General features: G+C 59.3%; 25 protein-coding genes and 1 tRNA gene. 17 read left to right on the plus strand and 9 right to left on the minus strand.

Annotated features, from left to right (window positions below):
• Positions 1 to 82 precede the first annotated feature (82 nt).
• From AC3WWR_RS22100 to AC3WWR_RS22125, 6 genes are all read right to left on the minus strand, one after another.
• Positions 83 to 304: a formate dehydrogenase subunit delta gene (locus AC3WWR_RS22100; RefSeq protein ID WP_432669038.1), complete on the minus strand. Its 222-nt coding sequence runs from the start codon at positions 302 to 304 to the stop codon at positions 83 to 85.
• Positions 301 to 3,183 carry a formate dehydrogenase subunit alpha gene (fdhF, locus tag AC3WWR_RS22105; RefSeq protein ID WP_432669040.1) on the minus strand — a complete coding sequence of 961 codons (2,883 nt, stop codon included), beginning with the start codon at positions 3,181 to 3,183 and terminating at the stop codon, positions 301 to 303. The genes AC3WWR_RS22100 and fdhF overlap by 4 nt, the downstream gene beginning before the upstream one ends.
• Entirely contained in the window at positions 3,180 to 4,739 is a 1,560-nt protein-coding gene (locus AC3WWR_RS22110) for a formate dehydrogenase beta subunit (protein WP_432669041.1), read from the minus strand. Before AC3WWR_RS22110 ends, fdhF begins: the two co-directional genes overlap by 4 nt.
• Positions 4,736 to 5,212: a formate dehydrogenase subunit gamma gene (locus tag AC3WWR_RS22115; protein ID WP_020795582.1), complete on the minus strand. Its 477-nt coding sequence runs from the start codon at positions 5,210 to 5,212 to the stop codon at positions 4,736 to 4,738. The genes AC3WWR_RS22110 and AC3WWR_RS22115 overlap by 4 nt, the downstream gene beginning before the upstream one ends.
• Before the next feature lie 923 nt (positions 5,213 to 6,135).
• Complete coding sequence (locus AC3WWR_RS22120; RefSeq protein ID WP_033044400.1) at positions 6,136 to 6,444, minus strand: DUF3077 domain-containing protein; 309 nt, start codon at positions 6,442 to 6,444, stop codon at positions 6,136 to 6,138.
• Positions 6,445 to 6,816: 372 nt separating this feature from the next.
• On the minus strand, positions 6,817 to 6,996 hold the full coding sequence (locus AC3WWR_RS22125) for a hypothetical protein (protein ID WP_083348266.1): 180 nt from the start codon (positions 6,994 to 6,996) through the stop codon (positions 6,817 to 6,819).
• Positions 6,997 to 7,110: 114 nt separating this feature from the next.
• Between AC3WWR_RS22125 and AC3WWR_RS22130 the strand changes: the two genes are divergently transcribed.
• Both AC3WWR_RS22130 and AC3WWR_RS22135 read left to right on the plus strand, forming a co-directional pair.
• Positions 7,111 to 8,520 (plus strand): PAAR domain-containing protein, encoded by a 1,410-nt coding sequence (locus AC3WWR_RS22130; RefSeq protein ID WP_492599056.1) that lies wholly within the window; start codon positions 7,111 to 7,113, stop codon positions 8,518 to 8,520.
• A gap of 1,309 nt (positions 8,521 to 9,829) precedes the next feature.
• Positions 9,830 to 10,081, plus strand: coding sequence for a hypothetical protein (locus AC3WWR_RS22135; protein ID WP_231989895.1), 252 nt, complete (start codon positions 9,830 to 9,832; stop codon positions 10,079 to 10,081).
• 230 nt (positions 10,082 to 10,311) lie between these two features.
• Here the strand turns inward: AC3WWR_RS22135 and AC3WWR_RS22140 are convergent, their stop codons facing one another.
• A complete protein-coding gene (locus AC3WWR_RS22140) occupies positions 10,312 to 10,641 on the minus strand; it encodes a hypothetical protein (protein ID WP_083350120.1) in 330 nt (109 codons plus the stop codon).
• Between the two features lie 179 nt (positions 10,642 to 10,820).
• Positions 10,821 to 10,905, minus strand: a tRNA-Leu gene (locus AC3WWR_RS22145).
• Positions 10,906 to 11,010: 105 nt separating this feature from the next.
• Between AC3WWR_RS22145 and queA the strand changes: the two genes are divergently transcribed.
• The 6 genes from queA (at position 11,011) to AC3WWR_RS22175 (ending at position 17,096) form a co-directional block, all read left to right on the plus strand.
• Positions 11,011 to 12,060: a tRNA preQ1(34) S-adenosylmethionine ribosyltransferase-isomerase QueA gene (gene queA / locus AC3WWR_RS22150; RefSeq protein ID WP_008020244.1), complete on the plus strand. Its 1,050-nt coding sequence runs from the start codon at positions 11,011 to 11,013 to the stop codon at positions 12,058 to 12,060.
• Positions 12,061 to 12,074: 14 nt separating this feature from the next.
• The gene (tgt, locus tag AC3WWR_RS22155) at positions 12,075 to 13,190 is read left to right on the plus strand and encodes a tRNA guanosine(34) transglycosylase Tgt (RefSeq protein WP_020795592.1); all 1,116 of its coding nucleotides are present in this window, start codon (positions 12,075 to 12,077) and stop codon (positions 13,188 to 13,190) included.
• A 43-nt stretch (positions 13,191 to 13,233) separates the two neighbouring features.
• Positions 13,234 to 13,569, plus strand: coding sequence for a preprotein translocase subunit YajC (gene yajC, locus AC3WWR_RS22160; protein WP_007982729.1), 336 nt, complete (start codon positions 13,234 to 13,236; stop codon positions 13,567 to 13,569).
• Between the two features lie 63 nt (positions 13,570 to 13,632).
• On the plus strand, positions 13,633 to 15,501 hold the full coding sequence (secD, locus tag AC3WWR_RS22165) for a protein translocase subunit SecD (protein WP_151140555.1): 1,869 nt from the start codon (positions 13,633 to 13,635) through the stop codon (positions 15,499 to 15,501).
• Between the two features lie 9 nt (positions 15,502 to 15,510).
• Positions 15,511 to 16,425 carry a protein translocase subunit SecF gene (secF, locus tag AC3WWR_RS22170; RefSeq protein WP_033040611.1) on the plus strand — a complete coding sequence of 305 codons (915 nt, stop codon included), beginning with the start codon at positions 15,511 to 15,513 and terminating at the stop codon, positions 16,423 to 16,425.
• Positions 16,426 to 16,544: 119 nt separating this feature from the next.
• Positions 16,545 to 17,096 (plus strand): glycine zipper 2TM domain-containing protein, encoded by a 552-nt coding sequence (locus AC3WWR_RS22175; protein ID WP_020795595.1) that lies wholly within the window; start codon positions 16,545 to 16,547, stop codon positions 17,094 to 17,096.
• 250 nt (positions 17,097 to 17,346) lie between these two features.
• Here AC3WWR_RS22175 and suhB read toward each other — a convergent pair whose 3' ends face one another.
• Positions 17,347 to 18,165, minus strand: coding sequence for a type III secretion system regulator SuhB (gene suhB, locus AC3WWR_RS22180; RefSeq protein ID WP_110747042.1), 819 nt, complete (start codon positions 18,163 to 18,165; stop codon positions 17,347 to 17,349).
• Positions 18,166 to 18,310: 145 nt separating this feature from the next.
• Here suhB and trmJ point away from each other — a divergent pair, with 145 nt between their 5' ends.
• From trmJ to fdx, 9 genes are all read left to right on the plus strand, one after another.
• On the plus strand, positions 18,311 to 19,081 hold the full coding sequence (gene trmJ / locus AC3WWR_RS22185) for a tRNA (cytosine(32)/uridine(32)-2'-O)-methyltransferase TrmJ (protein ID WP_020795596.1): 771 nt from the start codon (positions 18,311 to 18,313) through the stop codon (positions 19,079 to 19,081).
• Positions 19,082 to 19,083: 2 nt separating this feature from the next.
• The gene (gene cysE, locus AC3WWR_RS22190; protein WP_020795597.1) at positions 19,084 to 19,860 is read left to right on the plus strand and encodes a serine O-acetyltransferase; all 777 of its coding nucleotides are present in this window, start codon (positions 19,084 to 19,086) and stop codon (positions 19,858 to 19,860) included.
• 271 nt (positions 19,861 to 20,131) lie between these two features.
• Positions 20,132 to 20,623, plus strand: coding sequence for a Fe-S cluster assembly transcriptional regulator IscR (gene iscR / locus AC3WWR_RS22195; protein ID WP_007903581.1), 492 nt, complete (start codon positions 20,132 to 20,134; stop codon positions 20,621 to 20,623).
• Positions 20,624 to 20,673: 50 nt separating this feature from the next.
• Complete coding sequence (locus AC3WWR_RS22200) at positions 20,674 to 21,888, plus strand: IscS subfamily cysteine desulfurase (RefSeq protein ID WP_020795599.1); 1,215 nt, start codon at positions 20,674 to 20,676, stop codon at positions 21,886 to 21,888.
• A 102-nt stretch (positions 21,889 to 21,990) separates the two neighbouring features.
• Positions 21,991 to 22,377: a Fe-S cluster assembly scaffold IscU gene (gene iscU / locus AC3WWR_RS22205; RefSeq protein ID WP_007974006.1), complete on the plus strand. Its 387-nt coding sequence runs from the start codon at positions 21,991 to 21,993 to the stop codon at positions 22,375 to 22,377.
• A gap of 34 nt (positions 22,378 to 22,411) precedes the next feature.
• Entirely contained in the window at positions 22,412 to 22,735 is a 324-nt protein-coding gene (gene iscA, locus AC3WWR_RS22210) for an iron-sulfur cluster assembly protein IscA (protein WP_003227904.1), read from the plus strand.
• A gap of 8 nt (positions 22,736 to 22,743) precedes the next feature.
• A complete protein-coding gene (gene hscB / locus AC3WWR_RS22215) occupies positions 22,744 to 23,265 on the plus strand; it encodes a co-chaperone HscB (RefSeq protein WP_008025499.1) in 522 nt (173 codons plus the stop codon).
• A 51-nt stretch (positions 23,266 to 23,316) separates the two neighbouring features.
• Positions 23,317 to 25,179, plus strand: a complete 1,863-nt coding sequence (gene hscA / locus AC3WWR_RS22220; protein WP_033043497.1) for a Fe-S protein assembly chaperone HscA — start codon at positions 23,317 to 23,319, stop codon at positions 25,177 to 25,179.
• A gap of 2 nt (positions 25,180 to 25,181) precedes the next feature.
• A complete protein-coding gene (fdx, locus tag AC3WWR_RS22225) occupies positions 25,182 to 25,523 on the plus strand; it encodes an ISC system 2Fe-2S type ferredoxin (protein ID WP_020795601.1) in 342 nt (113 codons plus the stop codon).
• Positions 25,524 to 25,530 lie beyond the last annotated feature (7 nt).

The raw sequence follows: 25,530 nt of genomic DNA on the forward strand, positions 1-25,530 counted from the left end.
ATAACGCGGGAAGCCTGGCACCCCGCGGCGTTCTCGAGTCCATCGCGAGCATGCTCGCTCCTACAGGTTTTCCGCCAGCAGGCTAAGCCTCCCAACCCGCTCCACTGACCGCCTCTTGCGCCAGCGGGTGCATATCCGCGCCATGATGCTCGGTCTGCCAGGCCAACAGCTCCTTGCGCATGCCCGGCGTCCAGTACATCTGCAGATGATTACGCACACCCAGTACTGCCTGTTGCCGGTCCGGTTCGCTGGCGAAGTACTGGGCGATCTGGTTGACCATCTTGATCAGGTTTTCGGTGCTCATCGGCGCACCTCTGCCTTATCGCCACGGGCCTGGCGGCGCTCCTTGAGCAAGCGGTGCTGTTCTTCGGTGAATTCCTGGAAGCGTTTTTGCCACTCCGAAGGGTGGTACACGCGGCTGACCTCCACGGCCGTGACCTTGTACTCCGGACAGTTGGTGGCCCAGTCGGAGTTGTCGGTGGTGATCACGTTGGCCCCCGATTCCGGGAAGTGGAAGGTGGTGTACACCACGCCCGGCGCCACTCGTTCAGTGACCCGCGCGCGCAGCACGGTCTGCCCGGCGCGGCTGCCGATGCCGACCCAGTCGCCTTCGTTGATGCCACGGCTCTCGGCGTCGGTCGGGTGGATTTCCAGGCGGTCTTCATCGTGCCAGGCGACGTTTTCGGTTCGCCGGGTCTGGGCGCCGACGTTGTACTGGCTGAGGATGCGCCCGGTGGTCAGCAGCAGCGGATAGCGGCTGTTGACCTTCTCCTCTGTGGGCACGTAGCCGGTGAGCATGAAGCGCCCCTTGCCGCGCACGAATTGATCGATGTGCATGGTCGGCGTGCCGTCCGGTGCCTCGGCGTTGCACGGCCATTGCAGGCTGCCGTGGCGCTCGAGTTCGGCGTAGCTGACGTTGGTGAAGGTCGGCGTCAGGCGGGCGATTTCATCCATGATTTCCGATGGATGCTTGTAGTTCATCGGGTAACCCAAGGCATTGGCCAGCGCCACCGTGCCTTCCCAGTCGGCCTTGCCGCCCAGGGGATCCATGACCTTGCGTACCCGCGAGATGCGCCGCTCGGCGTTGGTGAAGGTGCCGTCCTTCTCCAGGAACGAAGCGCCCGGCAGGAACACGTGGGCGAACTTGGCGGTTTCGTTGAGGAAGATATCCTGCACCACCACGCACTCCATGGCCGACAGGGCCGCGGTGACGTGCTGGGTGTTCGGGTCGCTCTGGGCGATGTCTTCGCCCTGGCAGTACAAGCCCTTGAAGCTGCCGGCCAGCGCCGACTCGAACATGTTGGGAATGCGCAAGCCCGGATCGGGTTGCAACGTGACGTTCCACGCCTGCTCGAACTGCGCCCGCACCACTTCGTTGGAAATGTGCCGGTAGCCGGGCAACTCGTGAGGGAAGGAGCCCATGTCGCAGGAGCCCTGCACGTTGTTCTGCCCGCGTAGCGGGTTCACGCCCACACCTTCGCGGCCGATGTTGCCGGTGGCCATGGCCAGGTTGGCGATGCCCATCACCGCGGTGCTGCCCTGGCTGTGCTCGGTGACGCCCAGGCCGTAATAGATCGCGGCGTTGCCGCCAGTGGCGTACAGGCGCGCGGCAGCACGAATATCGGCGGCGTCGACCCCACAGACTGGGGCAAGGGCTTCCGGTGAGTTCTCCGCACGGCTGACAAACTCGCTCCAGCGGGCGAAATCGTTGCCTTCGCAGCGGGCGTCGATGAAGGGCTGGTTGAGCAGGCCTTCGGTGACGATCACATGGGCCAGGGCGTTGAGCATGGCGACGTTGGTGCCGGGGCGCAGGGCCAAGTGATAGTCGGCGCGGGCGTGCACCGAGTCCACCAGATCAATACGCCGTGGGTCGATGACGATCAGCCGCGCACCTTCACGCAGGCGGCGCTTGAGTTGCGAAGCGAACACCGGGTGCGCATCGCTCGGGTTGGCGCCCATCACCAGGATCACGTCGGCCTGCATCACCGAGTCGAAACTCTGGGTGCCAGCGGACTCGCCCAACGTTTGCTTCAAGCCATAACCGGTCGGCGAATGGCAGACCCGCGCACAGGTGTCGACGTTGTTGTTGCCGAACGCGGCGCGCACCAGTTTCTGCACCAGGTAGGTTTCTTCATTGGTGCAGCGGCTGGAAGTGATGCCGCCAATGGAGTCGCGGCCATATTTCTGCTGCAGGCGGCGGAATTCGCTGGCGGCGTAGGTCACCGCTTCATCCCAGCTGACTTCCTGCCACGGGTCGTTGATGTGCTTGCGGATCATCGGCTTGGTGATGCGATCCGGGTGGGTGGCGTAGCCCCAGGCAAAGCGCCCCTTGACGCAGGAGTGGCCGTGGTTGGCCTGGCCGTTCTTGTCCGGGACCATGCGCACCAGTTGGTCGCCTTTCATCTCGGCGCGGAACGAACAACCCACGCCGCAATAGGCGCAGGTGGTGATCACGCTGTGTTCGGGCTGACCCAGTTCGACCACACTTTTTTCCATCAGCGTGGCGGTCGGGCAGGCCTGTACACAGGCGCCGCAGGACACGCATTCCGAATCAAGGAAGTTATCCCCGCCAGCCGCCGCCACCCGGGATTCAAAACCACGTCCGGTGATGGTCAAGGCAAAGGTGCCCTGGGTTTCTTCGCAGGCACGCACGCAGCGGTTGCAGACGATGCACTTGCTCGGGTCGTAGTCGAAGTAGGGGTTGGAAGTGTCCTTCACATCGGCCAGATGGTTGTCGCCTTCATAGCCGTAACGCACCTCCCGCAGGCCGACCTGACCGGCCACGGTTTGCAGCTCGCAGTTACCGTTGGCCGAGCAGGTCAGGCAGTCCAGCGGGTGATCGGAGATGTACAGCTCCATGACGTTGCGGCGTAGGGTGGCGAGCTTCGGCGTCTGGGTATGTACGGTCATGCCTTCAGTGACCGGCGTGGTGCAGGACGCGGGATAGCCGCGCATACCATCGATCTCCACCAGGCACATGCGGCAGGAGCCGAAGGCTTCCAGGCTGTCGGTGGCGCAGAGTTTGGGAATGGTGGTGCCCAGCAATGCGGCAGCGCGCATCACCGAAGTACCTTCGGGCACGCTGATGGTTTGACCATCGATGTTCAGGGTGACCTGCACCTGGCTTTCACGGGCTGGCGTGCCCAGATCCATGTCGGTTTTCGGATCGAATACAGTGATCATTGCTCGGCCTCCGAGGGCTGCAAGCCGAAGTCGGCGGGGAAGTACTTGAGGGCGCTGGCGACCGGAAAGGAGACCATGCCGCCCAAGGCGCACAGCGAACCGTATTGCATCGTGTCGCACAGGTCCTTGAGGATGATCACTTGCTGATCACGACCAGCCTGATCTGGCGCGGCCAGCAAGCGGTCGATCACCTCCACGCCCCGGGTCGAGCCGATACGGCACGGCGTGCATTTGCCACAGGATTCCTCGGCGCAGAACTCCATGGCGAACCGCGCCATGTGGGCCATGTCCAGCGTATCGTCCGCCACCACCACACCACCGTGACCGAGCATCGCGCCCATGGCGGCGAAGGCCTCGTAATCCAGCGGCGTGTCGAATTGCGCCGGCGGCACCCAGGCGCCAAGCGGGCCACCCACCTGCGCAGCCTTCAGCGGTCGGCCACTGGCAGTGCCGCCGCCGTAGCCTTCCACCAACTCGCGCAGGGTCAGGCCAAAGGCCCGTTCCACCAGGCCGCCGTGACGAACATTGCCCGCCAACTGGAAGGGCATGGTGCCCAGGGAACGGCCCATGCCGTAGTCGCGATAGAACTGCGCACCCTTGGCCAAAATCAGCGGCGCCGAGGCCAGGGTCAGCACGTTGTGCACCAGCGTCGGCTGGCCGAACAGGCCCTGCAACGCGGGGATCGGCGGCTTGGCGCGAACGACCCCGCGCTTGCCTTCGAGCGAATCCAGCAGGGCGGTTTCCTCACCGCAGATGTACGCGCCGGCACCGACCCGCACTTCCATATCGAACGCCTGGCCGCTGCCGCCGACATTGGCGCCGAGATAGCCGGCGTCACGGGCGATGTTCAGCGCTGCGCGCAGAGTAGCGACGGCGTCTGGATATTCCGATCGCACATAGATGTAGCCGAAGCTGGCGCCGACGGTAATGCCGGCAATGGCCATGCCTTCGATCAGCAGGAAGGGGTCGCCTTCCATCAACATGCGGTCGGCAAAGGTGCCGGAGTCGCCTTCGTCGGCGTTGCACACAATGTACTTCTGCGCCGCCTGGGTGCCGCGCACCGTGCGCCATTTGATCCCGGCAGGGAAGGCGGCGCCGCCACGACCACGCAGGCCCGAATCGAACACCGCTGTGGCGGTTTGCTCGCCGCCGATGGCGACAGCCCTTGCCAGGCCTTCGAAACCGCCGTGGGCGCGGTAATCGTCCAGCGACAACGGCCGGGTAATGCCAGCGCGGGCGAACAGCAGGCGTTGTTGGGTCTTCAGATAAGGCAGCTCTTCTACCAGGCCCAGGGACAGAGGATGTTCGGTTGAGCTGTTTAGGGCTTCGAGAACGGACGGCACATCGGCAGCGGTCAGCGGGCCGAAGCCGATCCGGCCTTGTGGCGAGTCCACTTCCAGCAATGGCTCCAGCCAATACAGGCCGCGCGAACTGGTGCGCTGCAACTCCAGCGGCAGGTTGCGCTCCCTGGCCTGAGTGATCAGCGCCGTGGACACCTCATCGGCCCCCACGGCACGGGCCAGCGAGTCGGTCGGCAGATAAAGAGTCGGCATCATGCGTCCTCCCGGCAAGCGTCGAGCAAGGCATCCAGACGCTCAGCGCTCAGCCGCGCATGCACCCGGCCGTCCAGCTCCAGGGCCGGCGAGCAGGCACAAGCACCCAGGCAATACACTGGCCGCAAACTGATGCTGCCATCGGCGCTGCTGCCGTGGTCATCCAGCTGCAGACGCTCACGCAATTGCGCCGCCAACTGCTCGGCCCCGCGGCTCTTGCACGACTCGGCGCGGCACAGCCGCAGGATATGCCGGGCAGGCGGCGCAGTACGGAAGTCATGGTAAAAACTGATCACCCCGCGCACCTCGGCCTGACTCTGGTTCAGCGCGTGGGCAATCTCGGGCACGGCCGCATCGGGGATATACCCAATGCGCTCCTGAATATCATGAAGAATCGGCAACAGGGCGCCGGGAGTGCCCTTATGGCGCTCCAGCAGGGTATTGACCACAGACAGGTGCAACTCAACATCAGGCATTCAGCAATCCTCACGGTCACGGACAAACCAGAAGGTCGTCGGTCGTCCGAAAGTGTCGGCTGCGGCACTCACACCACGTCACGGCATCGTGGCATTGACAGGCCGTTGGCCAGGGCACCCTGAGCGGGCATCTTGTTGTGCCCGGCACGGTCTTCGCCGCACCTCAACTGGGCATAAAGGGCAGCTTGCCACGCCGCTATTGATCAAACCGCACCAAAGCGACGTGCTCGGTTCTGCCTACGACTATGCATAAAGTCTAGATGAGCGCCGCAGGGGGCGTTCATACACTGGCCTAACGGCCTGAAGGCTTGTCGATGAGGGATGTATAACAAGCATTACAGGTGGAAAGAAGCCTCAGAACCGTAGGCAATTCTGCGGAGCAGATGGGCAAAACCATTCCGGGAAAAGCAGCGGTCCGCTCAACCAAAGCCCGAAACTCGGGGCTAATCCAACCGAACGGCACGCAAAACCCCTGTGTGAACCCCCTGTGGGAGCGAGCCTGCTCGCGAAAGCACCAGCCCAGCCAACACAAATACCAAATGGGGTCCTGCATAAAAAAACAACTCACCCACCAGGGCCAAACAATACCCACCAGCCTTCCGCAATACCCTGTAGGAGCTGGCTTGCCAGCGATAACGCCAGCCCAGCCAACATCAGTGCTGAAGCTAGCCACCCGCACGGGTGTCACCAAAACCAGTGTTCAATGCGAAATCGAAATTGCCACAATCATCAGACTGGCTCAGTCCGGCATTACATTCGGGCCTTCTTGTTTACAAACCACGAAGATTGCCCATACCAGCTTCCTGTAGGAGCGAGCATGCTCGCGAAAAACCCAAGGCAACCCCCACGCCCGCAGAATGCCCAAGCCCCCGCAACCAAACCCATCCCTACAAACGTCATGCCTGACGTCTAAAACGCAAAAGCTACCCTCCAGCCTCCGCCGCCCGCTTGCCCATCGGCCCAACCGCCCGATCCCGCTCCAACACCTTCACCGCATCATCCACCAACGCCTTACCCATCGACGTCAAATAATGCGCAGCCCAGGCATGCCGGTCGGTATCCCTGGCATAGGCAGTATCTTCAGTCAGCGTCTTGGCCAGAAACAGAAAATCAGAAGCCATCGACAACGCATCACCGAGCGGAACGCCGCGAGTAACGTGGAACAGTGGTTGATCGGAGCAGTAAATGGCGGGGGTTAATCCGATGGTTTTGAGCTCGGGTTGTTCGGTCATTGGTCACCTCCGAGGATGGAGAGGCAATGGGGGAGGGGGGCATGCAATTGGGAATTACGTAATGGGAAAAGCCAAATTTCAAACGGATTTGTCTTGGTCATGGTCAACATCCTTGATTTGAGGAGCTGCCACGAGCCTTCTCACGGGCTTGGGTGACAGCCGTGCGCGGGGTGAGAAACCGGCAATCAAGGCAACCGGCAGACCCGAAGGTCTCCCACGCACAGCCGCCATAAAGCCATATCGCAGACGAAAAAAAACGCCACGATAGGTTTTGGGGCGCTTTGCGCCTTGATTTCCACGGGTTCTCACACCCGGTCGCTGAATTGGCAGCGACGGCGGAAGGGTATCGTGCAGTCACCACTGGTGCAACCATCAATCGAGCAGTACATGACCTGCCGCCGAGAAGATAATGGGGCGAAGGACGATTAAGTTATTAATGTATGTTTTTTTGACGTTTTTACGAATTAAGGGCGAATTTGTATTTGTCCTATCTACATTTTCTTCAGCTTTTTCCGCATGGTTTGTGGGATCTTTCCTGATTTTCTCGACCATCTTGAGTTTCCTCTCTGTCCACGTACTTTGCGTTAAGCCACTCACCCCGAGTCGGCTTATCGATCGTTAACCGTGGTGCGCTATCTGGGGCGCTAGCAGAGAGGGAGATCAACAATGGCACAAGGACATTTCATTCGCCTGGGTGACAAGACCACTTGCGGTGGCCAGGTTTTAGAGGCCGACACACGCGTCATGATGTTTGGTATCGCCCATGCCCGTGAAGGCGACCGTGTTTCCTGCGGGAAAAACGACGAAACCTACACAATTGTGGGAGGCGTCTCCTACATCAACAGTCATGGCAGGATCGTGGCGGGCTCGCTGGACAGCTACAGCACCTGCCCGTGCAGAGCCAGGTTGATTCCCTCGGTGTTTACCGCCAGTTATGAGTCGCGTAGCAGTGCTGCGCCCCAGACCACAAGGGCCGCGTCCCAACCGACCACACCTCTCGCCGGCAATCCGGCAGCGCCACGATCAGCCGGTTTCGCATCGGCGTCGAGCACTCCCCAGCCAGTGTCCTTAGGCGGTGCAGCAGCCCAGGAACCAGGCTTCTACATCGTGCCCAAGAGCACCACCCGCGAACAGCTCGAAGCCTCCTTGTTCACCCTGCGTGACCCGGCGGTGATGGGAAAATTCAAGCTGCTCAACCCCAACCTGCGCGATGTCAAAGCCGGTTCGATGATCGTGCTGGGCGACCCCAACAACTACCAGTGCACCCGTGAAGAAGCGCTGCTCATGGACGTGGCAGCCAAGACCAACCAGATCATTGAAACGCTTAGCCCCGAAGAGGCGGATTTCATGGTGCAACACCGTGATGTCATCCAGGCCTTCCTGACCTATGGCTCGAACGCTGTTGGCGTTGGCGCGAGTATTTTCAAGAACAACCTGGATAACGTAGGCAATGCCTTGAGGGATATTGAAGCGTTGCAACAGAATACGCTGCAAAGAGATGGGCACCTGCGCTCGCCAGCGTTCTTTGTAGAGCGCCAGCGTCTGCTCGCACAACTAAACAGCCATATGACGACACTGACCCGCAAGGGCATTGGATTCCCTGACCATATCAACTTGAAAAAAATGTTGGGTATTTCCAGCCAAAGCCTGGTCCACCACTGGACCCATGCCAGTCCCGGGGGGCAAATACCGGGTCATGCCACCCATCTTGAAGGTGTGGCGAAGGCCTCTAAGTACGTTAAATACGGCGGTTGGGTCGGGACTGCCGTCGGCGGAGGAGCTTCCGCTTTGAAAGTTCAGGATGTGTGTACGGCGGGCAATGCCCAGGCCTGCAAGCGAGTTAAATTTACTGAAGCGGGAAGCTTTGCTGGCGAACTCGGGGGTGGTGCATTAGTTGGCGGTTTGACCGCTCCCTTAGTGGGTGGCCTCTGTGTGGCATTAACTGTACCTACTGCCGGTGTTGCGCCATTAGCATGTAGTATTCTGGTCGTTGGAGTTAGTTCTTATGCTGGAGGAGAATTTGGTGGTGTACTTGGCGAAATGGTCGGAGAACAGATTTACGAGGCAGTGAAGTGATTACAGCTAAACTAATCATCGGCGGTTTGGGTGGTCTGGTAATTCTCTGCCAATTCATCAGCATTGGAGTTGCTTTGTATCTGAGCTATACGAAGGGTGACTTGATGTCGTCGCACTTCAAAAACAGCTCGTCTCTGCTGGCTTTAGGGATATACAAGAGTACTAGTCTTCATGGCAGATTGCTGTTGGTAGGAAGCATTTCTAGTATTCTTACGTTTCCAGGGTTCTTCCTTAAGCGAGGTCTAGCCAATGCTGAGGATATAGATAGCTTCCCCCTCCCGCTTAAGCGCAAGCTTGTAATGTTGCAATGGGGCTTTATTGGGCTTGTAGTTTCAATGATATTGCTTGTCGTGATAGGGAAAGCGCATCTCCTCCATTAGTCGAAAATGGGGCAGTCGACCTGATGGCGGCCCCATTATTTGCACCCGTTCGCTGCTCGGTGTGAACAGATGGATCGAAAATAAATGAAGCCCAGAGTAAAGAAATGCAAAAAATGTGGAGTGCTGGATAGAGACGGCTTATCGCTAATAGAAGGGGGTGCTGTCTTTCTTGTCGATTAAAAAAATATGAGATGGGGAGCTTCAATATTTTGAAGGAGGCACCACTTCGATTAAAAATCCTACTTGGTGGGGTTTCGTTGATTTTTATAATGCTTTCTATTTACGCAATATATCATCAACATCTACTTTTGCCTGGAGGTGGTCGTGGTCAATCATTTCTAGTAGAGTTTTCAGGGCTTGGAGTGCTGATGCCGGTATTTTCATTAACGACGTTTTCAATAAGTTTTTTTCGTTAATTATTTCCAATTGCCATCGGCATTCTAGTGATCATGTTTATAAAAAGATAATAAAGTATAGCTTTCATGCTGGTTGGATTTTGTACTTAATTTCGATATTCTTTTTTCGGAAATAATCAGGAAGTTAACAGTTGGCGATTTACAAGCGCATCGCATGTTGATCGAAAATGTTCTCGCTGTGGAGGTAAAGGGGGGCAGGTAAGGGGGGGGGCAGTTTTATTTATTTGTGAAAATAAATCTGTCCCACTTTTTTTCAGATTTTTAAATAGGGTTAGTGTGGGGTTTCCGAATTTCTATTTTTTAATGCGGCGCTGCGTAAAGGCTGAGGCAATCATGCTACTTTTTATTGTGCCGGCTTATGCTCATGCGGAAATTACGGCGTAAAAAGCGGCGGCTAATTGCCTTAAAATTAGCGAGTACTCCGCCGAGGGCGGAAGGTATTACAAGCTTAAGCTATACGCCAAGGCTCGGGAGCAGTACGAGCGGCAGGTTGGCTGGTCGGAGAGTTGTCGGTTGGACGAAGATAAAATAGCGATGGCCTACAATAACGTCGCTCTCACCTATGCGCGCGAAGGAAATTACCTAAAGGCACGAGCATGGCTGAGCATTCTGCCAGAGGACAAAAAGTCGATTTTCAATGTTGGCAAGCTCGAGGGCGATATAAAAAAATTGGTAGAAAATATGTCCGCTAAGTTGGAGGCGCAATATTGGCAATACGCTGGGGCTTCATTGTGGAATACCATCAACAAGATCTGTTCGCTGTAAAGCGCACGACAGGTGACTGGTGCGGCTTTGGTCATAATGTAGGTGCTGAAGGTGTTTATCACAGGGTCGAGTTCTAGCCACTTTTGGAACACTCGCGTAGCTGGCAAGCTGCCAAAAACGCAGCAGTGGTCTGGAAAAGGAGGGCATTCCAGGAGAAAGGGACTGGGAGCAGAAGACAGATTTATCATTGGTCAAAGGGTGGCGGCCCGCGTCGGTGCGCCGGCGTTGATTCATTGAATGTCTTTCAGATAATCCTTAAGCGCAACGAGCGGCGCATCAAGCTCCTCCATCCCCCGAACCCCGGCAAACTCCCCCACCAACCTCCCCAACTCCCGCCCCAACGGCTTATCCACACCCCCAACCGCCTCCAACGCCAACCCCACACACTCACTCACCTTCACCTGAATCCCCTCAACATCCCCCCGGCGCACCAGCAACTCGAACACATCCCGCTGGTAATCGCCCATGACCAGATCATCCCGCAAAATCGGGCTTGAACCTTCCGTCTCATAAGCCAGCTTGAGGGAGAAGAGGGCGACGGTTTCCAGGTGCGATTCCATGGGGGAGTCCTTGTGAAATGTTCCGCGGGTGTGGTGCGCGTGGAGAGGCAGGATCAAAAGCATCGCCAGCAAGCCGGGTCCTACAGGTCAGCGCGGTGTCAGGGCGTTGGCGGTGGGGTGCCAGGTGCTTTTCTGCGGGCGAAAAAAAAAGGCCTTGCTAAGCAAGACCTTTCTTAATTTGGTGCCCCGAGGGAGACTCGAACTCCCACTCCTTTCGAAAACGGATTTTGAATCCGCCGCGTCTACCAATTCCGCCATCAGGGCAATGGCCGCGGAGTATAAAGATGAGATAACCGTCGGTCAATCAGGTACATGGAGAATTTTTGATATTTCCGCTAGACTTCCCGGCCCTGCTAGACGAACCCCATCATGCGCGTTGCTGACTTTACTTTCGAGCTCCCTGATTCGCTGATCGCCCGCCACCCTTTGGCCGAGCGTCGCGGTAGTCGCCTGTTGACCCTGGATGGGGTCAGCGGCGCCCTGGCACACCGTCAATTCACTGATTTGCTGGAGCATTTGCGCCCTGGCGATTTGATGGTGTTCAACAATACCCGGGTGATTCCGGCGCGGCTGTTTGGCCAGAAGGCTTCCGGCGGCAAGCTGGAAATCCTGGTGGAGCGGGTGCTGGACAGTCATCGCGTGCTGGCCCATGTGCGTTCCAGCAAGTCGCCCAAGCCCGGGTCGAAGATTTTGATCGACGGCGGTGGCGAGGCCGAGATGCTGGCGCGTCACGATGCGTTGTTCGAGCTGGGCTTTGCCGAAGAGGTGTTGCCGCTGCTCGACCGTGTCGGGCACATGCCGCTGCCTCCTTATATAGACCGCCCGGACGAAGGCGCGGACCGCGAGCGTTACCAGACCGTCTACGCCGAGCGTTTGGGCGCGGTGGCGGCGCCGACGGCGGGGCTGCATTTCGATCAGGTGTTGATGGAGGCGATTGCCGCCAAGGGCGTCGAGACGGCGTTCGTGACCCTGCACGTGGGCGCTGGCACCTTCCAGCCGGTGCGGGTCGAGAAGATCGAAGACCACCACATGCACAGCGAATGGCTGGAAGTCGGCCAGGACGTGGTGGATGCGGTGGCCGCCTGTCGCGCGCGCGGCGGTCGGGTGGTGGCGGTGGGGACGACCAGCGTGCGTTCCCTGGAAAGTGCCGCCCGCGATGGCGTGCTCAAGCCGTTCAGCGGCGATACCGACATTTTCATCTACCCGGGCCGGCCGTTTCATGTGGTCGATGCCCTGGTCACCAACTTCCATTTACCTGAATCCACGTTGTTGATGCTGGTCTCGGCGTTTGCCGGTTATCCGGAAACCATGGCCGCCTATAAAGCCGCCGTCGACAACGAATACCGCTTTTTCAGCTACGGTGATGCGATGTTTATCACCCGTAACCCCGCACCACGTGGCCCTGAGGACAAAGAATGAGTCGCCAATGTCGTATGTCGTTTGAGTTACTTGCTACTGACGGCAAGGCTCGTCGCGGTCGTTTGACCTTCCCGCGCGGTACCGTCGAGACCCCGGCCTTCATGCCGGTGGGCACCTACGGCACGGTCAAGGGCATGTTGCCGCGGGATATCGAGGCCACTGGCGCTGAAATCATTCTGGGCAACACGTTCCACCTGTGGCTGCGCCCAGGCATGGAAGTGATCAAGAAGCACGGCGACCTGCACGATTTCATGCAGTGGAAAGGCCCGATTTTGACCGACTCCGGCGGTTTCCAGGTGTTCAGCCTGGGCGCCATGCGCAAGATCAAGGAGGAGGGCGTGACCTTCGCCTCCCCGGTCGACGGCGCCAAGGTGTTCATGGGCCCGGAAGAGTCGATGCAGGTCCAGCGCGACTTGGGCTCGGACATCGTGATGATTTTTGACGAATGCACGCCGTACCCGGCTGACGAAGACGTCGCTCGCGTGTCCATGGAGTTGTCGCTGCGCTGGGCCCAGCGCTCGAAAAACGCCCATGCCGACAACACGGCGGCGCTGTTCGGTATCGTTCAGGGCGGCATGCACCAGGATTTGCGCATGCGCTCCCTGGAAGGCTTGGACAAGATCGGCTTCGACGGCCTGGCCATCGGCGGTCTGTCAGTGGGCGAGCCCAAGCATGAAATGATCAAGGTGCTGGACTATCTGCCGGGCCAGATGCCGGCTGACAAACCTCGTTACCTTATGGGCGTTGGCAAACCGGAAGATCTCGTGGAGGGTGTGCGCCGCGGTGTGGACATGTTCGATTGCGTGATGCCAACCCGTAATGCCCGCAATGGGCATCTGTTCATTGACACAGGCGTGATCAAGATCCGTAACGCGTTCCATCGCCATGATGATTCGCCGCTGGATCCGACCTGCGATTGCTATACCTGCCAGAACTTCTCCCGTGCTTATCTGCATCACCTGGACAAGTGCGGCGAAATGCTGGGAAGCATGCTCAATACCATCCATAACTTGCGTCATTATCAAGTGCTTATGGCTGGTTTGCGCGAGGCTATTCAACAGGGTACATTGGCCGCCTTTGTCGATGCCTTCTACGCCAAACGCGGGCTACCCGTGCCGCCTTTGGACTGAGTTTCCTGACCCCAATATTCAACATTTGCAACTGGAGTGCTAAATGAGCTTTTTTATCTCTAACGCCATGGCAGACGCTGCTGCACCTGCGGCAGGCCCTATGGGCGGCGGCTTTGAGTGGATTTTCCTGGTCGGCTTCCTGGTCATCTTCTACCTGATGATCTGGCGTCCACAGGCCAAGCGCGCCAAAGAGCAGAAGAACCTGCTGAGCAGCCTGCAGAAAGGCGACGAAGTCGTGACCACCGGCGGCATCGCCGGCAAGATCACCAAAGTGGCCGACGATTTCGTGGTTCTGGAAGTTTCCGACACCGTCGAAATGAAGTTCCAGAAAGGCGCCATCGCCGCCACGCTGCCAAAAGGCACGCTCAAAGCGATCTAAGTTTCAACTTTTACTCAATCGACGGGGCGCGCAAGGCGCCCCGCGTCATAAGCGGGCGGCGTGATGCTGAACAAATACCCTCTGTGGAAATACATTCTGATCCTGGCGGTGCTGGCGATCGGTCTGATTTATTCCGCTCCCAATCTTTATCCTGATGACCCGGCCATTCAGGTCAGCGGTGCAAGCACTGCACTGCAGGTCAATCAGGCTGATCTGGATCGTGTGAGCGCTGCGCTCAAGGAATCCGGGATCAGCGTCAAGGCTGCCACCCTGGCTGCCAACGGCAAGGGCGGCTTGATTCGCCTGACCAAGGCTGAAGACCAGCTGCCGGCCAAAGACGTCGTGCGCAAGGCATTGGGTGATGACTACGTCGTTGCACTGAACCTGGCGCAAACCACCCCGCAATGGCTGCGCAGCCTGGGCGCGCACCCGATGAAGCTGGGCCTGGACTTGTCCGGTGGCGTGCACTTCCTGCTGGAAGTGGACATGGACAAAGCTCTGGATGCACGTTTGAAAGTGTACGAAGGCGATGTGAAGAGCCTGTTGCGTAAAGAGAAACTGCGCTATCGCAGCCTGCCGCAACTCAATGGCGCCATTCAGCTGGGCTTCTCCGATGAAGACAGCCGTGAACAGGCCCGCAGCCTGATCCGCAAGAATTTCAACGATTTCGACATTGTTCCGGCCGACCTCAATGGCCAACCGGTGCTGCGTCTGGCGATGACCCCGGCCAAGCTGGCGGAAATCCGCGAATACTCCATCAAGCAGAACTTGACCACGGTCCGTAACCGCGTCAACGAGCTGGGTGTTGCCGAACCGATCGTCCAGCGTCAGGGCGCCAACCGCATCGTGGTTGAGCTGCCGGGCGTGCAGGACACTGCCGAAGCCAAGCGTATCCTCGGCAAGACGGCCAACCTTGAGTTCCGCCTGGCCGCCGAGCCTGGCGCTTCGAAGGCCACGTCCGAAGAATTCGAGTTCCGTGAGGGCAAGCGTCCTCCTGCGCTGATCGAGCGTGGCCTGATCATCACCGGTGACCAAGTGACTGACGCCAAGGCTGGTTTCGGCGAGCACGGTACGCCAGAAGTGAACATCCGCCTGGATGGCCACGGTGGCGAGCTGATGAGCCGTGCGACCCGTTCGAACGTGGGTCGCAGCATGGCGGTGATCTTCATCGAGCAGCGTCCGGTTACCACTTACACCAAGCAGATGGTTAATGGCGTCGAGAAAGACGTAGCGGTCCAGACGTTCAAGGAAGAGAAGAAGATCATCAGCCTGGCGACCATTCAGTCGCCGCTGGGTGCGCAATTCCGTATCACTGGCCTGAACGGCCAGGGCGAGTCGTCCGAACTGGCGCTGCTGCTGCGTGCCGGTGGCCTGGCTGCACCAATGTACTTCGCTGAAGAGCGCACCATTGGCCCGAGCCTGGGTGCCGACAACATCACCAAGGGTATCGATGCGTCGCTGTGGGGCATGCTGTTCGTCTCCCTGTTCATCATCGCCATCTACCGCTTCTTCGGCATCATTGCCACCGTCGCACTGGCGGTGAACATGGTGATGCTGCTGGCCTTGATGTCGCTGCTGGGGGCCACGCTGACCCTGCCGGGCATCGCCGGTATCGTTTTGACCATGGGTATGGCGGTCGACGCCAACGTGCTGATCTTCTCGCGAATTCGTGAAGAGATTGCCGCGGGCATGACTGTGCAGCGTGCAATCAACGAAGGCTTCGGCCGGGCATTCACCGCGATTCTCGACGCCAACCTGACCACCTTGCTGGTCGGCGGCATCCTGTTTGCCATGGGCACAGGGCCGGTCAAGGGCTTCGCAGTGACCATGTCCCTCGGGATCTTTACCTCGATGTTCACGGCCATCATGGTGACCCGCGCGATGGTCAACCTGATCTTCGGCGGACGTGACTTCAAGAAGTTGTGGATTTAAGGGGCTGCCATGTTACGTACAATCAACTTCATGGGCGTTCGCAACGTTGCGTTCGGCGTCACATTGTTCCTTACCGTGCTGGCCTTGTTCAGCGTCGCCACCAAGGGCATGAACTGGGGCCTGGACTTCACCGGCGGTACGCTCATCGAGCTGACCTACGAGCGTCCGGCCGACGTCACCAAGGTGCGTGAGCAACTGGTGACCGCGGGTTATCACGAAGCCATCGTGCAGAACTTCGGTGCGACCACCGACCTGCTGGTGCGTATGCCGGGTGAAGATCCACAACTGGGCCACCAGGTGGCCGAGGCCTTGCAGAAGGTCGGCGGCGAAAACCCGGCGACGGTCAAGCGCGTCGAGTTCGTCGGCCCGCAGGTGGGTGAAGAGCTTCGCGACCAGGGTGGCCTCGGCATGCTGATGGCGCTGGGCGGCATCCTGATCTACCTGGCGTTCCGCTTCCAGTGGAAGTTCGCGGTCGGGGCGATCGTGTCCCTGATCCACGACGTGATCGTGACCATCGGTATCCTGTCGTTCTTCCAGATCACCTTCGACCTGACGGTGCTGGCGGCGGTACTGGCGATCATCGGTTACTCGCTCAACGACACCATCGTAGTATTCGACCGGGTTCGTGAGAACTTCCGGGTACTGCGCAAGGCCAGCCTGATCGAGAACATCAACATCTCGACCACGCAAACCCTGCTGCGCACCATGGCCACCTCGATCTCCACCTTGCTGGCGATCGCGGCCCTGCTGTTCTTCGGTGGTGACAACCTGTTCGGCTTCTCCATCGCGCTGTTTATTGGTGTATTGGCGGGTACTTACTCCTCGATCTACATCGCCAACGTGGTGCTGATCTGGCTGAACCTGAGCTCCGAAGACCTGATTCCTGCGGCCAACACCGAGAAGGAAGTCGACGACCGTCCTTGAAGGCCAATTCCTTCGGCGATGTAGTCCAAAAAGGCGCGAGTTGAACTCGCGCCTTTTTTTATACTCCAAGGCTGGGAGAAGCGCAGACGCGCTCCGCATGTGATGTTCAGGAGGTTCATGTGAACAAGTCGATGCTGGTTGGTGCTGTACTGGGTGCTGTCGGTGTAACTGCCGGCGGTGCTGTGGCCACCTACAGCCTGGTTAAGGATAATGGCCCTGAGTACGCGCAAGTACTCGCCGTTGAGCCGGTCAAGACGCAAATCAAGACTCCACGTGAAGTGTGCAAGGATGTGGCGGTCACCCGGCAAGCGCCGGTCAAAGATCAACACCAGATTGCCGGTACCGTGGTAGGTGCGCTGGCAGGTGGTTTGCTGGGTAACCAGATCGGCGGCGGCACGGGCAAGAAGATTGCCACGGTTGCAGGCGCTGTCGGTGGAGGTTATGCCGGTAACAAGGTGCAGGAGGGCATGCAAGAGCGTGACACCTACACCACGACGCAGACCCGTTGTAATACGGTGAATGACATCAGCGACAAGGTCGTGGGTTACGACGTGCGTTATTCGCTTGATGGCAAGGAAGGCAAGGTGCGGATGGATCGCGATCCAGGGAACCAGATCCCTGTGGATAAAGAGGGCAAGTTGATCTTGTCGGAGAATCAGCAGGCACATTGATCCGCTGAAGTCAGATTCAAATGAAAGCACCCTGCGGGGTGCTTTTTTGTGCGCACGAGTCATGCCGCACCCCAATCCCCTGTGGGAGCGAGCCTGCTCGCGAAGGCGTCCCCGCATCCAGCAATGATGGCGGCTGATACACCGCTTTCGCGAGCAGGCTCGCTCCCACAGGGGGGTAGTGTTGCCGCCGGAGATGGATTCCAGGCATAAAAAAAGCACCCCGCAGGGTGCTTTTTCTGTCGCTGGAAGCTTAGCGCTTCAGCGAGGCCGGCAGATGCGGCTGGATGGCCGTCAATACTGCCTTGAAGCATTTGGTGTTGCCGGCTACGACGTGGCCTTTTTCAAGGAAGTCATGACCGCCGGTGAAGTCGCTCACCAGGCCGCCTGCTTCCTGGATCAACAGGGCGCCTGCTGCCATGTCCCACTCGGACAGGCCCGACTCCCAGAAGGCGTCGAAACGACCGGCGGCCACGTAGGCCAGGTCCAGGCTCGCCGAGCCAGCGCGGCGGATGCCGGCGGTCTGGCCGACCAGGGCGCGGAACATGCCCAGGTAGTTGTCGAGGTTGTCCATCTGGTCGTCACGGAACGGGAAACCGGTACCCAGCAGGGCGCCGTCCAGGCTGGTGCGACCGCTGACGCGCAGGCGACGGCCGTTCAGTTGGGCGCCGCGACCACGGCTGGCGGTGAATTCTTCCTGGCGAACCGGGTCCAGGACCACAGCGTGTTCCAGGCGACCGCGGTATTTGCAGGCGATGCTGACAGCGAAGTGAGGAATGCCGCGCAGGAAGTTGGTGGTGCCGTCCAGCGGATCGATGATCCATAGGTACTCTTCGCCTTCGATGCCGCTGCCGGCGTGCAGGCCGGTCTCTTCACCCATGATCGAGTGATTTGGGTACGCCTTGCGCAGTGCGTCGATGATTTTCTGTTCGGCGGCGCGATCCACCTCGGATACGTAATCCTTGGCGTCTTTTTCGTCGACCTTGATGGTATCCAGGCGCTCGATGGAGCGGAAGATCAATTCACTGGCGCTGCGGGCGGCGCGCAGCGCGATATTCAGCATGGGCTGCATGGATGTGTCACCTAAGGTTGTTAAAGAAAGCCGGGCATTCTATCAGAAAGTTTCTACAGGAGAAGGACGACGTTCGCTTTCATGGCTTAACGGTAGTGGGCGCTGTAAGATTCTGCTCCCGATAATGTGTTCGAGAGCGCCTCCCTTGCTGCAAAACATTCGTGTCGTCCTGGTCAATACCAGCCATCCGGGCAATATCGGCGGGACCGCGCGCGCCATGAAAAACATGGGGCTGTCGCGCCTGGTGCTGGTCGAACCACGCCTGTTTCCGCACCACGAGGCCGATGCCCGTGCTTCCGGTGCCGGTGACATCCTTGAAAAGGCGCAAGTCGTCGCCACCTTGGAAGATGCCTTGGTCGGCTGCAATCTGGTGCTGGGCACCAGTGCTCGCGACCGGCGCATTCCCTGGCCGCTGCTGGACCCGCGCGAATGCGGGACCAAAGTGGTCGAGGAGGCCGGGCAGGGGGCCGAGATCGCCCTGGTGTTCGGTCGTGAAGATTCCGGCCTGACCAACGAAGAGCTGCAGCGATGTCACTATCACGTGCACATTCCATCAGACCCTGAGTTCAGTTCGCTGAACCTTGGGGCGGCGGTGCAGGTGTTGAGTTATGAAGTGCGCATGGCCTGGCTGGCCGCCCAAGGTCAGCCAACCAAGGTCGAGAAGGAAGAAGTGGCATCGGTCAAAAGCGCTGAGCTGGCGACTATGGATGAGCTGGAGCGGTTCTATGAGCACCTGGAACAAACCCTGGTGTCCATCGAATTCCTCGACCCGGAAAAACCACGGCACTTGATGGCGCGCCTGCGCCGGTTGTACGGACGCAGCTCGGTCAGCCGAGCGGAAATGAACATTTTGCGTGGCATCCTCACGGAAACCCAGAAAGCGGCCCGTGGTGAGCTTCTTAAGCGGAAGGATTAATGATGTTTGAGCGTTTGCGTGAAGATATCCAGAGTGTTTTCCATCGAGACCCGGCGGCGCGTAACGCTTTTGAAGTCCTGACCTGCTACCCCGGCATGCATGCCATCTGGATCCACCGTTTGTCGGCGATGCTGTGGCGCGCCGACCTGAAATGGCTGGCGCGGCTGGTGTCGAACTTCGGCCGCTGGCTGACCGGGATCGAGATCCACCCGGGGGCCAAGGTCGGCCGGCGATTCTTCATTGACCATGGCATGGGCATCGTCATTGGTGAAACCGCCGAAATCGGCGATGACGTGACCATTTACCAGGGCGTGACCCTGGGCGGCACTAGTTGGAACAAGGGCAAGCGCCACCCGACCCTGGGTGATGGTGTGGTGGTCGGCGCCGGTGCCAAGGTGCTTGGCCCGTTCACTGTGGGGGCGGGTGCCAAAGTCGGCTCCAATGCCGTTGTGACCAAAGAGGTGCCGCCTGGCGCCACGGTGGTGGGCATTCCGGGGCGGATCATCGTCAAGCCGGACCAGGAGCTGGATGCCAAGCGCAAGGCCATGGCCGAGAAGATTGGCTTCGATGCCTATGGCGTGACTGAAGACATGCCGGACCCGGTGGCACGCGCCATCAACCAGTTGCTCGACCACCTGCAGGCGGTCGATGGGCGTCTGGAGGGGATGTGCGGGGCGTTGAAGGACCTGGGCAGTAATTACTGTGCCAAGGACCTGCCTTCGCTGCGCGAAGAAGACTTCGCCTGTGTGAAGGACAAGGACCAAAGCCAGGCCGGCTGAATTCCCCCCCCCTGTAGGAGCTGCCGCAGGCTGCGATCTTTTGATCTTGTCTTATAAAAGCAAAATCAAAAGATCGCAGCCTGCGGCAGCTCCTACAGGTCGCATTTAGACAATGGCACCGCGCTAAGCGGTGTGCCATTAAGTCGCAGATCCTGATATGATGCGGCCGCTCTTTTGCGGGTAAACCTGACTAAAGTACTAGGTCTTATAGTTGACTTAAATACTCGGGAATTGCATACTCGCCTCATTCCGAACTCCGTGGTAATTGTCCATGCGACTGACTACAAAAGGCCGATACGCCGTGACCGCCATGCTCGACCTGGCGTTGCACGCGCAGCACGGGCCCGTGTCCCTGGCCGATATCTCCGAGCGCCAAGGCATCTCCCTGTCCTACCTCGAGCAGCTGTTTGCCAAATTGCGCCGTAGCAATCTGGTGTCCAGCGTTCGCGGTCCAGGCGGCGGTTACCAGCTGTCACGCGACATGCAAGGTATCCAGGTCGCCCAGGTGATCGATGCGGTGAACGAATCGGTCGATGCAACCAAATGCCAGGGTCAGGGTGATTGCCATCAAGGCGACACCTGCCTGACCCACCACTTGTGGTGCGATCTGAGCTTGCAGATTCACGAATTTCTGAGCGGTATCAGCTTGGCTGACCTTGTGACTCGCCGTGAGGTGCAAGAAGTAGCCCAGCGTCAGGATCAACGCCGTTGCAACAGCAAGGCGCCACGCCTGGACAAGATTGAAGCGTCCGCCGTCGAATGACAGCCAGAGAGCTAGCGGCACGCCAGCCAGCCTGATTTAGGAGATAGTCCATGAAATTGCCGATTTACCTTGATTACTCTGCGACTACCCCGGTTGATCCGCGTGTCGCGCAAAAGATGAGTGAATGCCTGCTGGTCGACGGAAACTTCGGTAACCCGGCGTCCCGTTCCCACGTGTTTGGCTGGAAGGCCGAAGAGTCCGTCGAAAACGCCCGTCGTCAGGTGGCCGACCTGGTCAACGCCGACCCGCGTGAAATCGTCTGGACCTCCGGTGCCACCGAATCTGACAACCTGGCAATCAAGGGTGCGGCACATTTCTATGCCACCAAAGGCAAGCACCTGATCACCACCAAGATCGAGCACAAGGCTGTCCTGGACACCATGCGCCAACTGGAGCGTGAAGGTTTCGAAGTGACCTACATCGAGCCTCGCACCGACGGCCTGGTCACGCCTGAGATGATCGAAGCCGAACTGCGCGACGACACCATCCTGGTTTCGGTCATGCACGTGAACAACGAAATCGGCACCATCAACGACATCGCGGCCATCGGCGAACTGACCCGTTCCAAGGGCATCCTGTTCCACGTCGACGCCGCCCAGTCCACTGGCAAGGTCGAGATCGACCTGCAGAAGCTGAAAGTCGACATGATGTCGTTCTCCGCCCACAAGACCTACGGTCCTAAAGGCATCGGCGCCCTGTACGTCAGCCGCAAGCCACGTGTTCGCATCGAAGCGACCATGCACGGCGGCGGTCACGAGCGCGGCATGCGTTCGGGCACCCTGGCGACCCACCAGATCGTCGGCATGGGCGAAGCTTTCCGCGTAGCCAAGGAAGACATGGCTGCCGAGAACGTGCGCATCAAGGCCTTGAGCGACCGTTTCTACAAGCAGGTCGAGCACCTGGAAGAGCTGTACGTCAACGGCAGCATGACCGCCCGCGTTCCGCACAACCTGAACCTGAGCTTCAACTACGTTGAAGGCGAGTCGCTGATCATGGCGCTCAAGGACCTGGCGGTTTCGTCCGGTTCGGCCTGCACCTCGGCGTCCCTTGAGCCTTCGTACGTACTGCGCGCCCTGGGCCGCAACGACGAACTGGCACACAGCTCGATCCGCTTCACCTTCGGCCGTTTCACCACCGAAGAAGAAATCGATTATGCCGCGCAGAAAGTCTGCGAGGCCGTTACCAAGCTGCGCGCTTTGTCGCCGCTGTGGGACATGTACAAAGACGGCGTCGATATCTCGAAGATCGAGTGGGCGGCACACTAAATAAAGAAGCCGCCAGATACAGCTCCTGTAGCGACGCGGCGACTGACGCAAGCGCAGCTACAGGGTCTCAAGAGCGGCCCTGATGAGTGAGGATTGAGAATCATGGCTTACAGCGAAAAGGTCATCGACCACTACGAAAACCCGCGCAACGTCGGCAAGATGGACGCGGAAGATCCTGATGTCGGCACCGGCATGGTCGGCGCTCCGGCGTGCGGCGACGTGATGCGCCTGCAGATCAAGGTCAACGACGCCGGCATCATCGAAGATGCCAAGTTCAAGACCTACGGCTGCGGTTCGGCTATCGCTTCCAGCTCCCTCGCCACCGAGTGGATGAAGGGCAAGACCCTGGACGAAGCGGAAACCATCAAGAACACCCAGCTGGCTGAAGAGCTGGCCCTGCCGCCAGTCAAAATTCACTGCTCGGTACTCGCCGAAGACGCCATCAAGGCGGCTGTTCGCGACTACAAGCAGAAGAAAGGCTTGATCTGACTTTCAGTTTTTGGCGACGAGTAAGGAGTCACCGATGGCTATCAGCATGACAGAAGCGGCTGCTCGACACGTGCGACGCTCCCTTGACGGGCGCGGCAAAGGTGAGGGGATTCGCCTGGGTGTTCGCACCACGGGCTGCTCCGGCCTTGCCTACGTGCTGGAGTTTGTCGACGAGGTGGTTGCAGAGGACCAGGTGTTCGAGAGTCACGGCGAGAAAGTGATCATCGACCCGAAAAGCCTGGCCTACCTGGACGGCACCGAGCTCGATTTCGTCAAGGAAGGGTTGAACGAAGGCTTCAAGTTCAACAACCCCAACGTGCGCGGTGAATGTGGCTGCGGCGAAAGCTTCAACATCTGAGGCTTGTCGTGGGTACTCCTTGTCATTTCGCTTTATTCGAGCTGCAACCGAGCTTCAACCTGGATCTCGACCAGCTGGCTACGCGCTACCGTGAGTTGGCGCGCAGTGTTCATCCAGACCGCTTTGCCGACGCTTCCGAGCGGGAGCAGCGGCTGGCGCTAGAGCAATCCGCGAGCCTCAACGAGGCCTACCAGACGCTCAAGAGTCCACCCAAGCGCGCGCGTTACCTGCTCGCCTTGAATGGTGGCGAGTTGCCGCTGGAGGTCACGGTGCATGATCCGGAGTTTCTTCTGCAACAGATGGAGTTGCGCGAAGAGCTCGAAGACCTGCAGGACAGCGCCGACCTCAATGGCGTTGCCGTCTTCAAGCGCCGCCTGAAAGTGGCCCAGGAAAAACTGAACGACAGTTTCGCAGCTTGCTGGAATGATGCAGCGCAACGTGAACAGGCCGAACGCCTGATGCGGCGCATGCAGTTCCTCGACAAGCTGACCTACGAAGTGCGCCAGCTGGAAGAGCGCCTCGACGATTAACCCAGTGCCGCTCCGGTCGCACGCCTGATATACAGATAAGTCCTGATAACGATGGCCCTACTGCAGATCGCCGAACCCGGCCAAAGTCCTCAACCGCACCAGCGTCGCCTGGCTGTGGGGATCGACTTGGGCACTACCAATTCGCTGGTCGCTGCGTTGCGCAGTGGTCTTTCCGAGCCGCTGGCTGATGCGCAAGGGCAGGTCATCCTGCCGTCTGCCGTGCGCTATCACGCCGATCGCGTCGAGGTTGGCGAATCCGCCAAGCTGGCTGCCGCCACCGATCCCTTGAACACCGTGCTGTCGGTCAAGCGCTTGATGGGTCGTGGTTTGTCCGACGTCAAGCAATTGGGTGATCAGTTGCCGTACCGCTTTGTCGGCGGCGAGTCGCACATGCCGTTCATCGAGACGATCCAGGGGCCGAAAAGCCCGGTCGAAGTCTCGGCGGACATCCTCAAGGTCTTGCGCCAGCGTGCCGAAGCCACTTTGGGCGGCGAGCTGGTAGGTGCGGTCATCACTGTTCCGGCCTATTTCGACGATGCCCAGCGTCAAGCCACCAAGGATGCGGCCAAACTGGCCGGCCTGAATGTGCTGCGTTTGCTCAACGAGCCGACCGCCGCGGCGGTGGCTTACGGTCTGGACCAGCACGCCGAAGGCCTGGTTGCCATCTATGACCTGGGCGGCGGCACCTTCGATATTTCGATTCTGCGCCTGACCGGCGGTGTGTTCGAAGTCCTGGCTACCGGCGGCGACAGCGCCCTGGGCGGTGATGACTTCGACCACGCAATTGCTGGCTGGATCATCGAGAGCGCCGGTCTGTCCGCCAACCTCGATCCGGGTGCGCAGCGTCAGCTGCTGCAAACGGCTTGCGCCGCCAAGGAAGCCCTGACCAACGCCTCGTCGGTCGAAGTGACTCATGGCGACTGGAAAGCCGAGCTGACCCGCGAAGCCTTCGATGCCTTGATCGAGCCGATGATCGCGCGCAGCCTGAAAGCCTGTCGCCGCGCGGTGCGTGATTCCGGTGTAGAGCTGGAAGACGTGCATGCGGTGGTCATGGTTGGCGGCTCGACTCGCGTGCCTCGTGTTCGCGAAGCTGTCGCCGAAGCTTTTGGGCGCCAGCCTCTGACTGAAATCGACCCGGATCAAGTGGTGGCCATCGGTGCCGCGATCCAGGCCGATACCCTGGCCGGCAACAAGCGCGATGGCGATGAATTGCTGCTGCTGGACGTGATTCCGTTGTCCCTGGGCCTGGAAACCATGGGCGGCCTGATGGAGAAGGTGATTCCACGCAACACCACCATCCCCGTCGCTCGGGCGCAGGACTTCACGACTTACAAAGATGGCCAGTCGGCCATGGCGATCCACGTGTTGCAGGGCGAGCGCGAGCTGATCAGCGACTGCCGCTCCCTGGCGCGCTTCGAATTGCGCGGTATTCCGGCGATGGTGGCCGGCGCGGCGAAGATTCGCGTGACCTTCCAGGTCGATGCCGATGGCTTGCTCAGTGTTTCCGCTCGCGAACTGGGTTCGGGCGTCGAGGCCAGTATCCAGGTCAAGCCGTCCTACGGCCTGACCGACGGCGAAATCGCCAAGATGCTCAAGGATTCGTTCCAGCACGCCAACGACGACAAGGTTGCCCGCGTTCTGCGTGAGCAGCAGGTCGATGCCCAGCGCCTGATCGAGGCGGTACAGGCCGCCCTGGAAGCTGACGGCGAGCGCTTGCTGGACGCCGACGAGCGCATGGTCATCGAACTGCAAGTGCAGGAACTGACCGAACTGATGAAAGGTACCGATGGCTACGCCATCGAGCAGCAGACCAAGCGTCTGTCGCAAGTGACCGACGCCTTTGCTGCCCGCCGCCTGGACTCGACGGTGAAAGCCGCGCTGGCGGGGCGCAACCTGAATGAGATTGAGGAATAACGATGCCGCAGGTCATTTTTCTGCCACACGAGAAGTTTTGCCCTGAAGGCATGGTCGTCGAGGCTGAGCCGGGTATTTCCATCCTCGAGCTGGCTCACGAACACCATATCGAGATGGAAAGTGCCTGTGGCGGCGTCTGCGCCTGCACCACCTGCCACTGCATCATCCGCGAAGGTTTCGATTCGCTGGAAGAGGCTGACGAGCTGGAGGAGGACTACCTCGACAAGGCCTGGGGGCTGGAGCGTGAGTCGCGCCTGGGCTGTCAGGCCAAGGTCGGCACCGAAGACCTGACCGTTGAAATTCCGAAGTACTCGCTCAACCACGCAGCCGAAGCGCCGCACTGATTCAAGG

It is taken from the genome of Pseudomonas sp. EB271-G4-1, assembly GCF_058791355.1.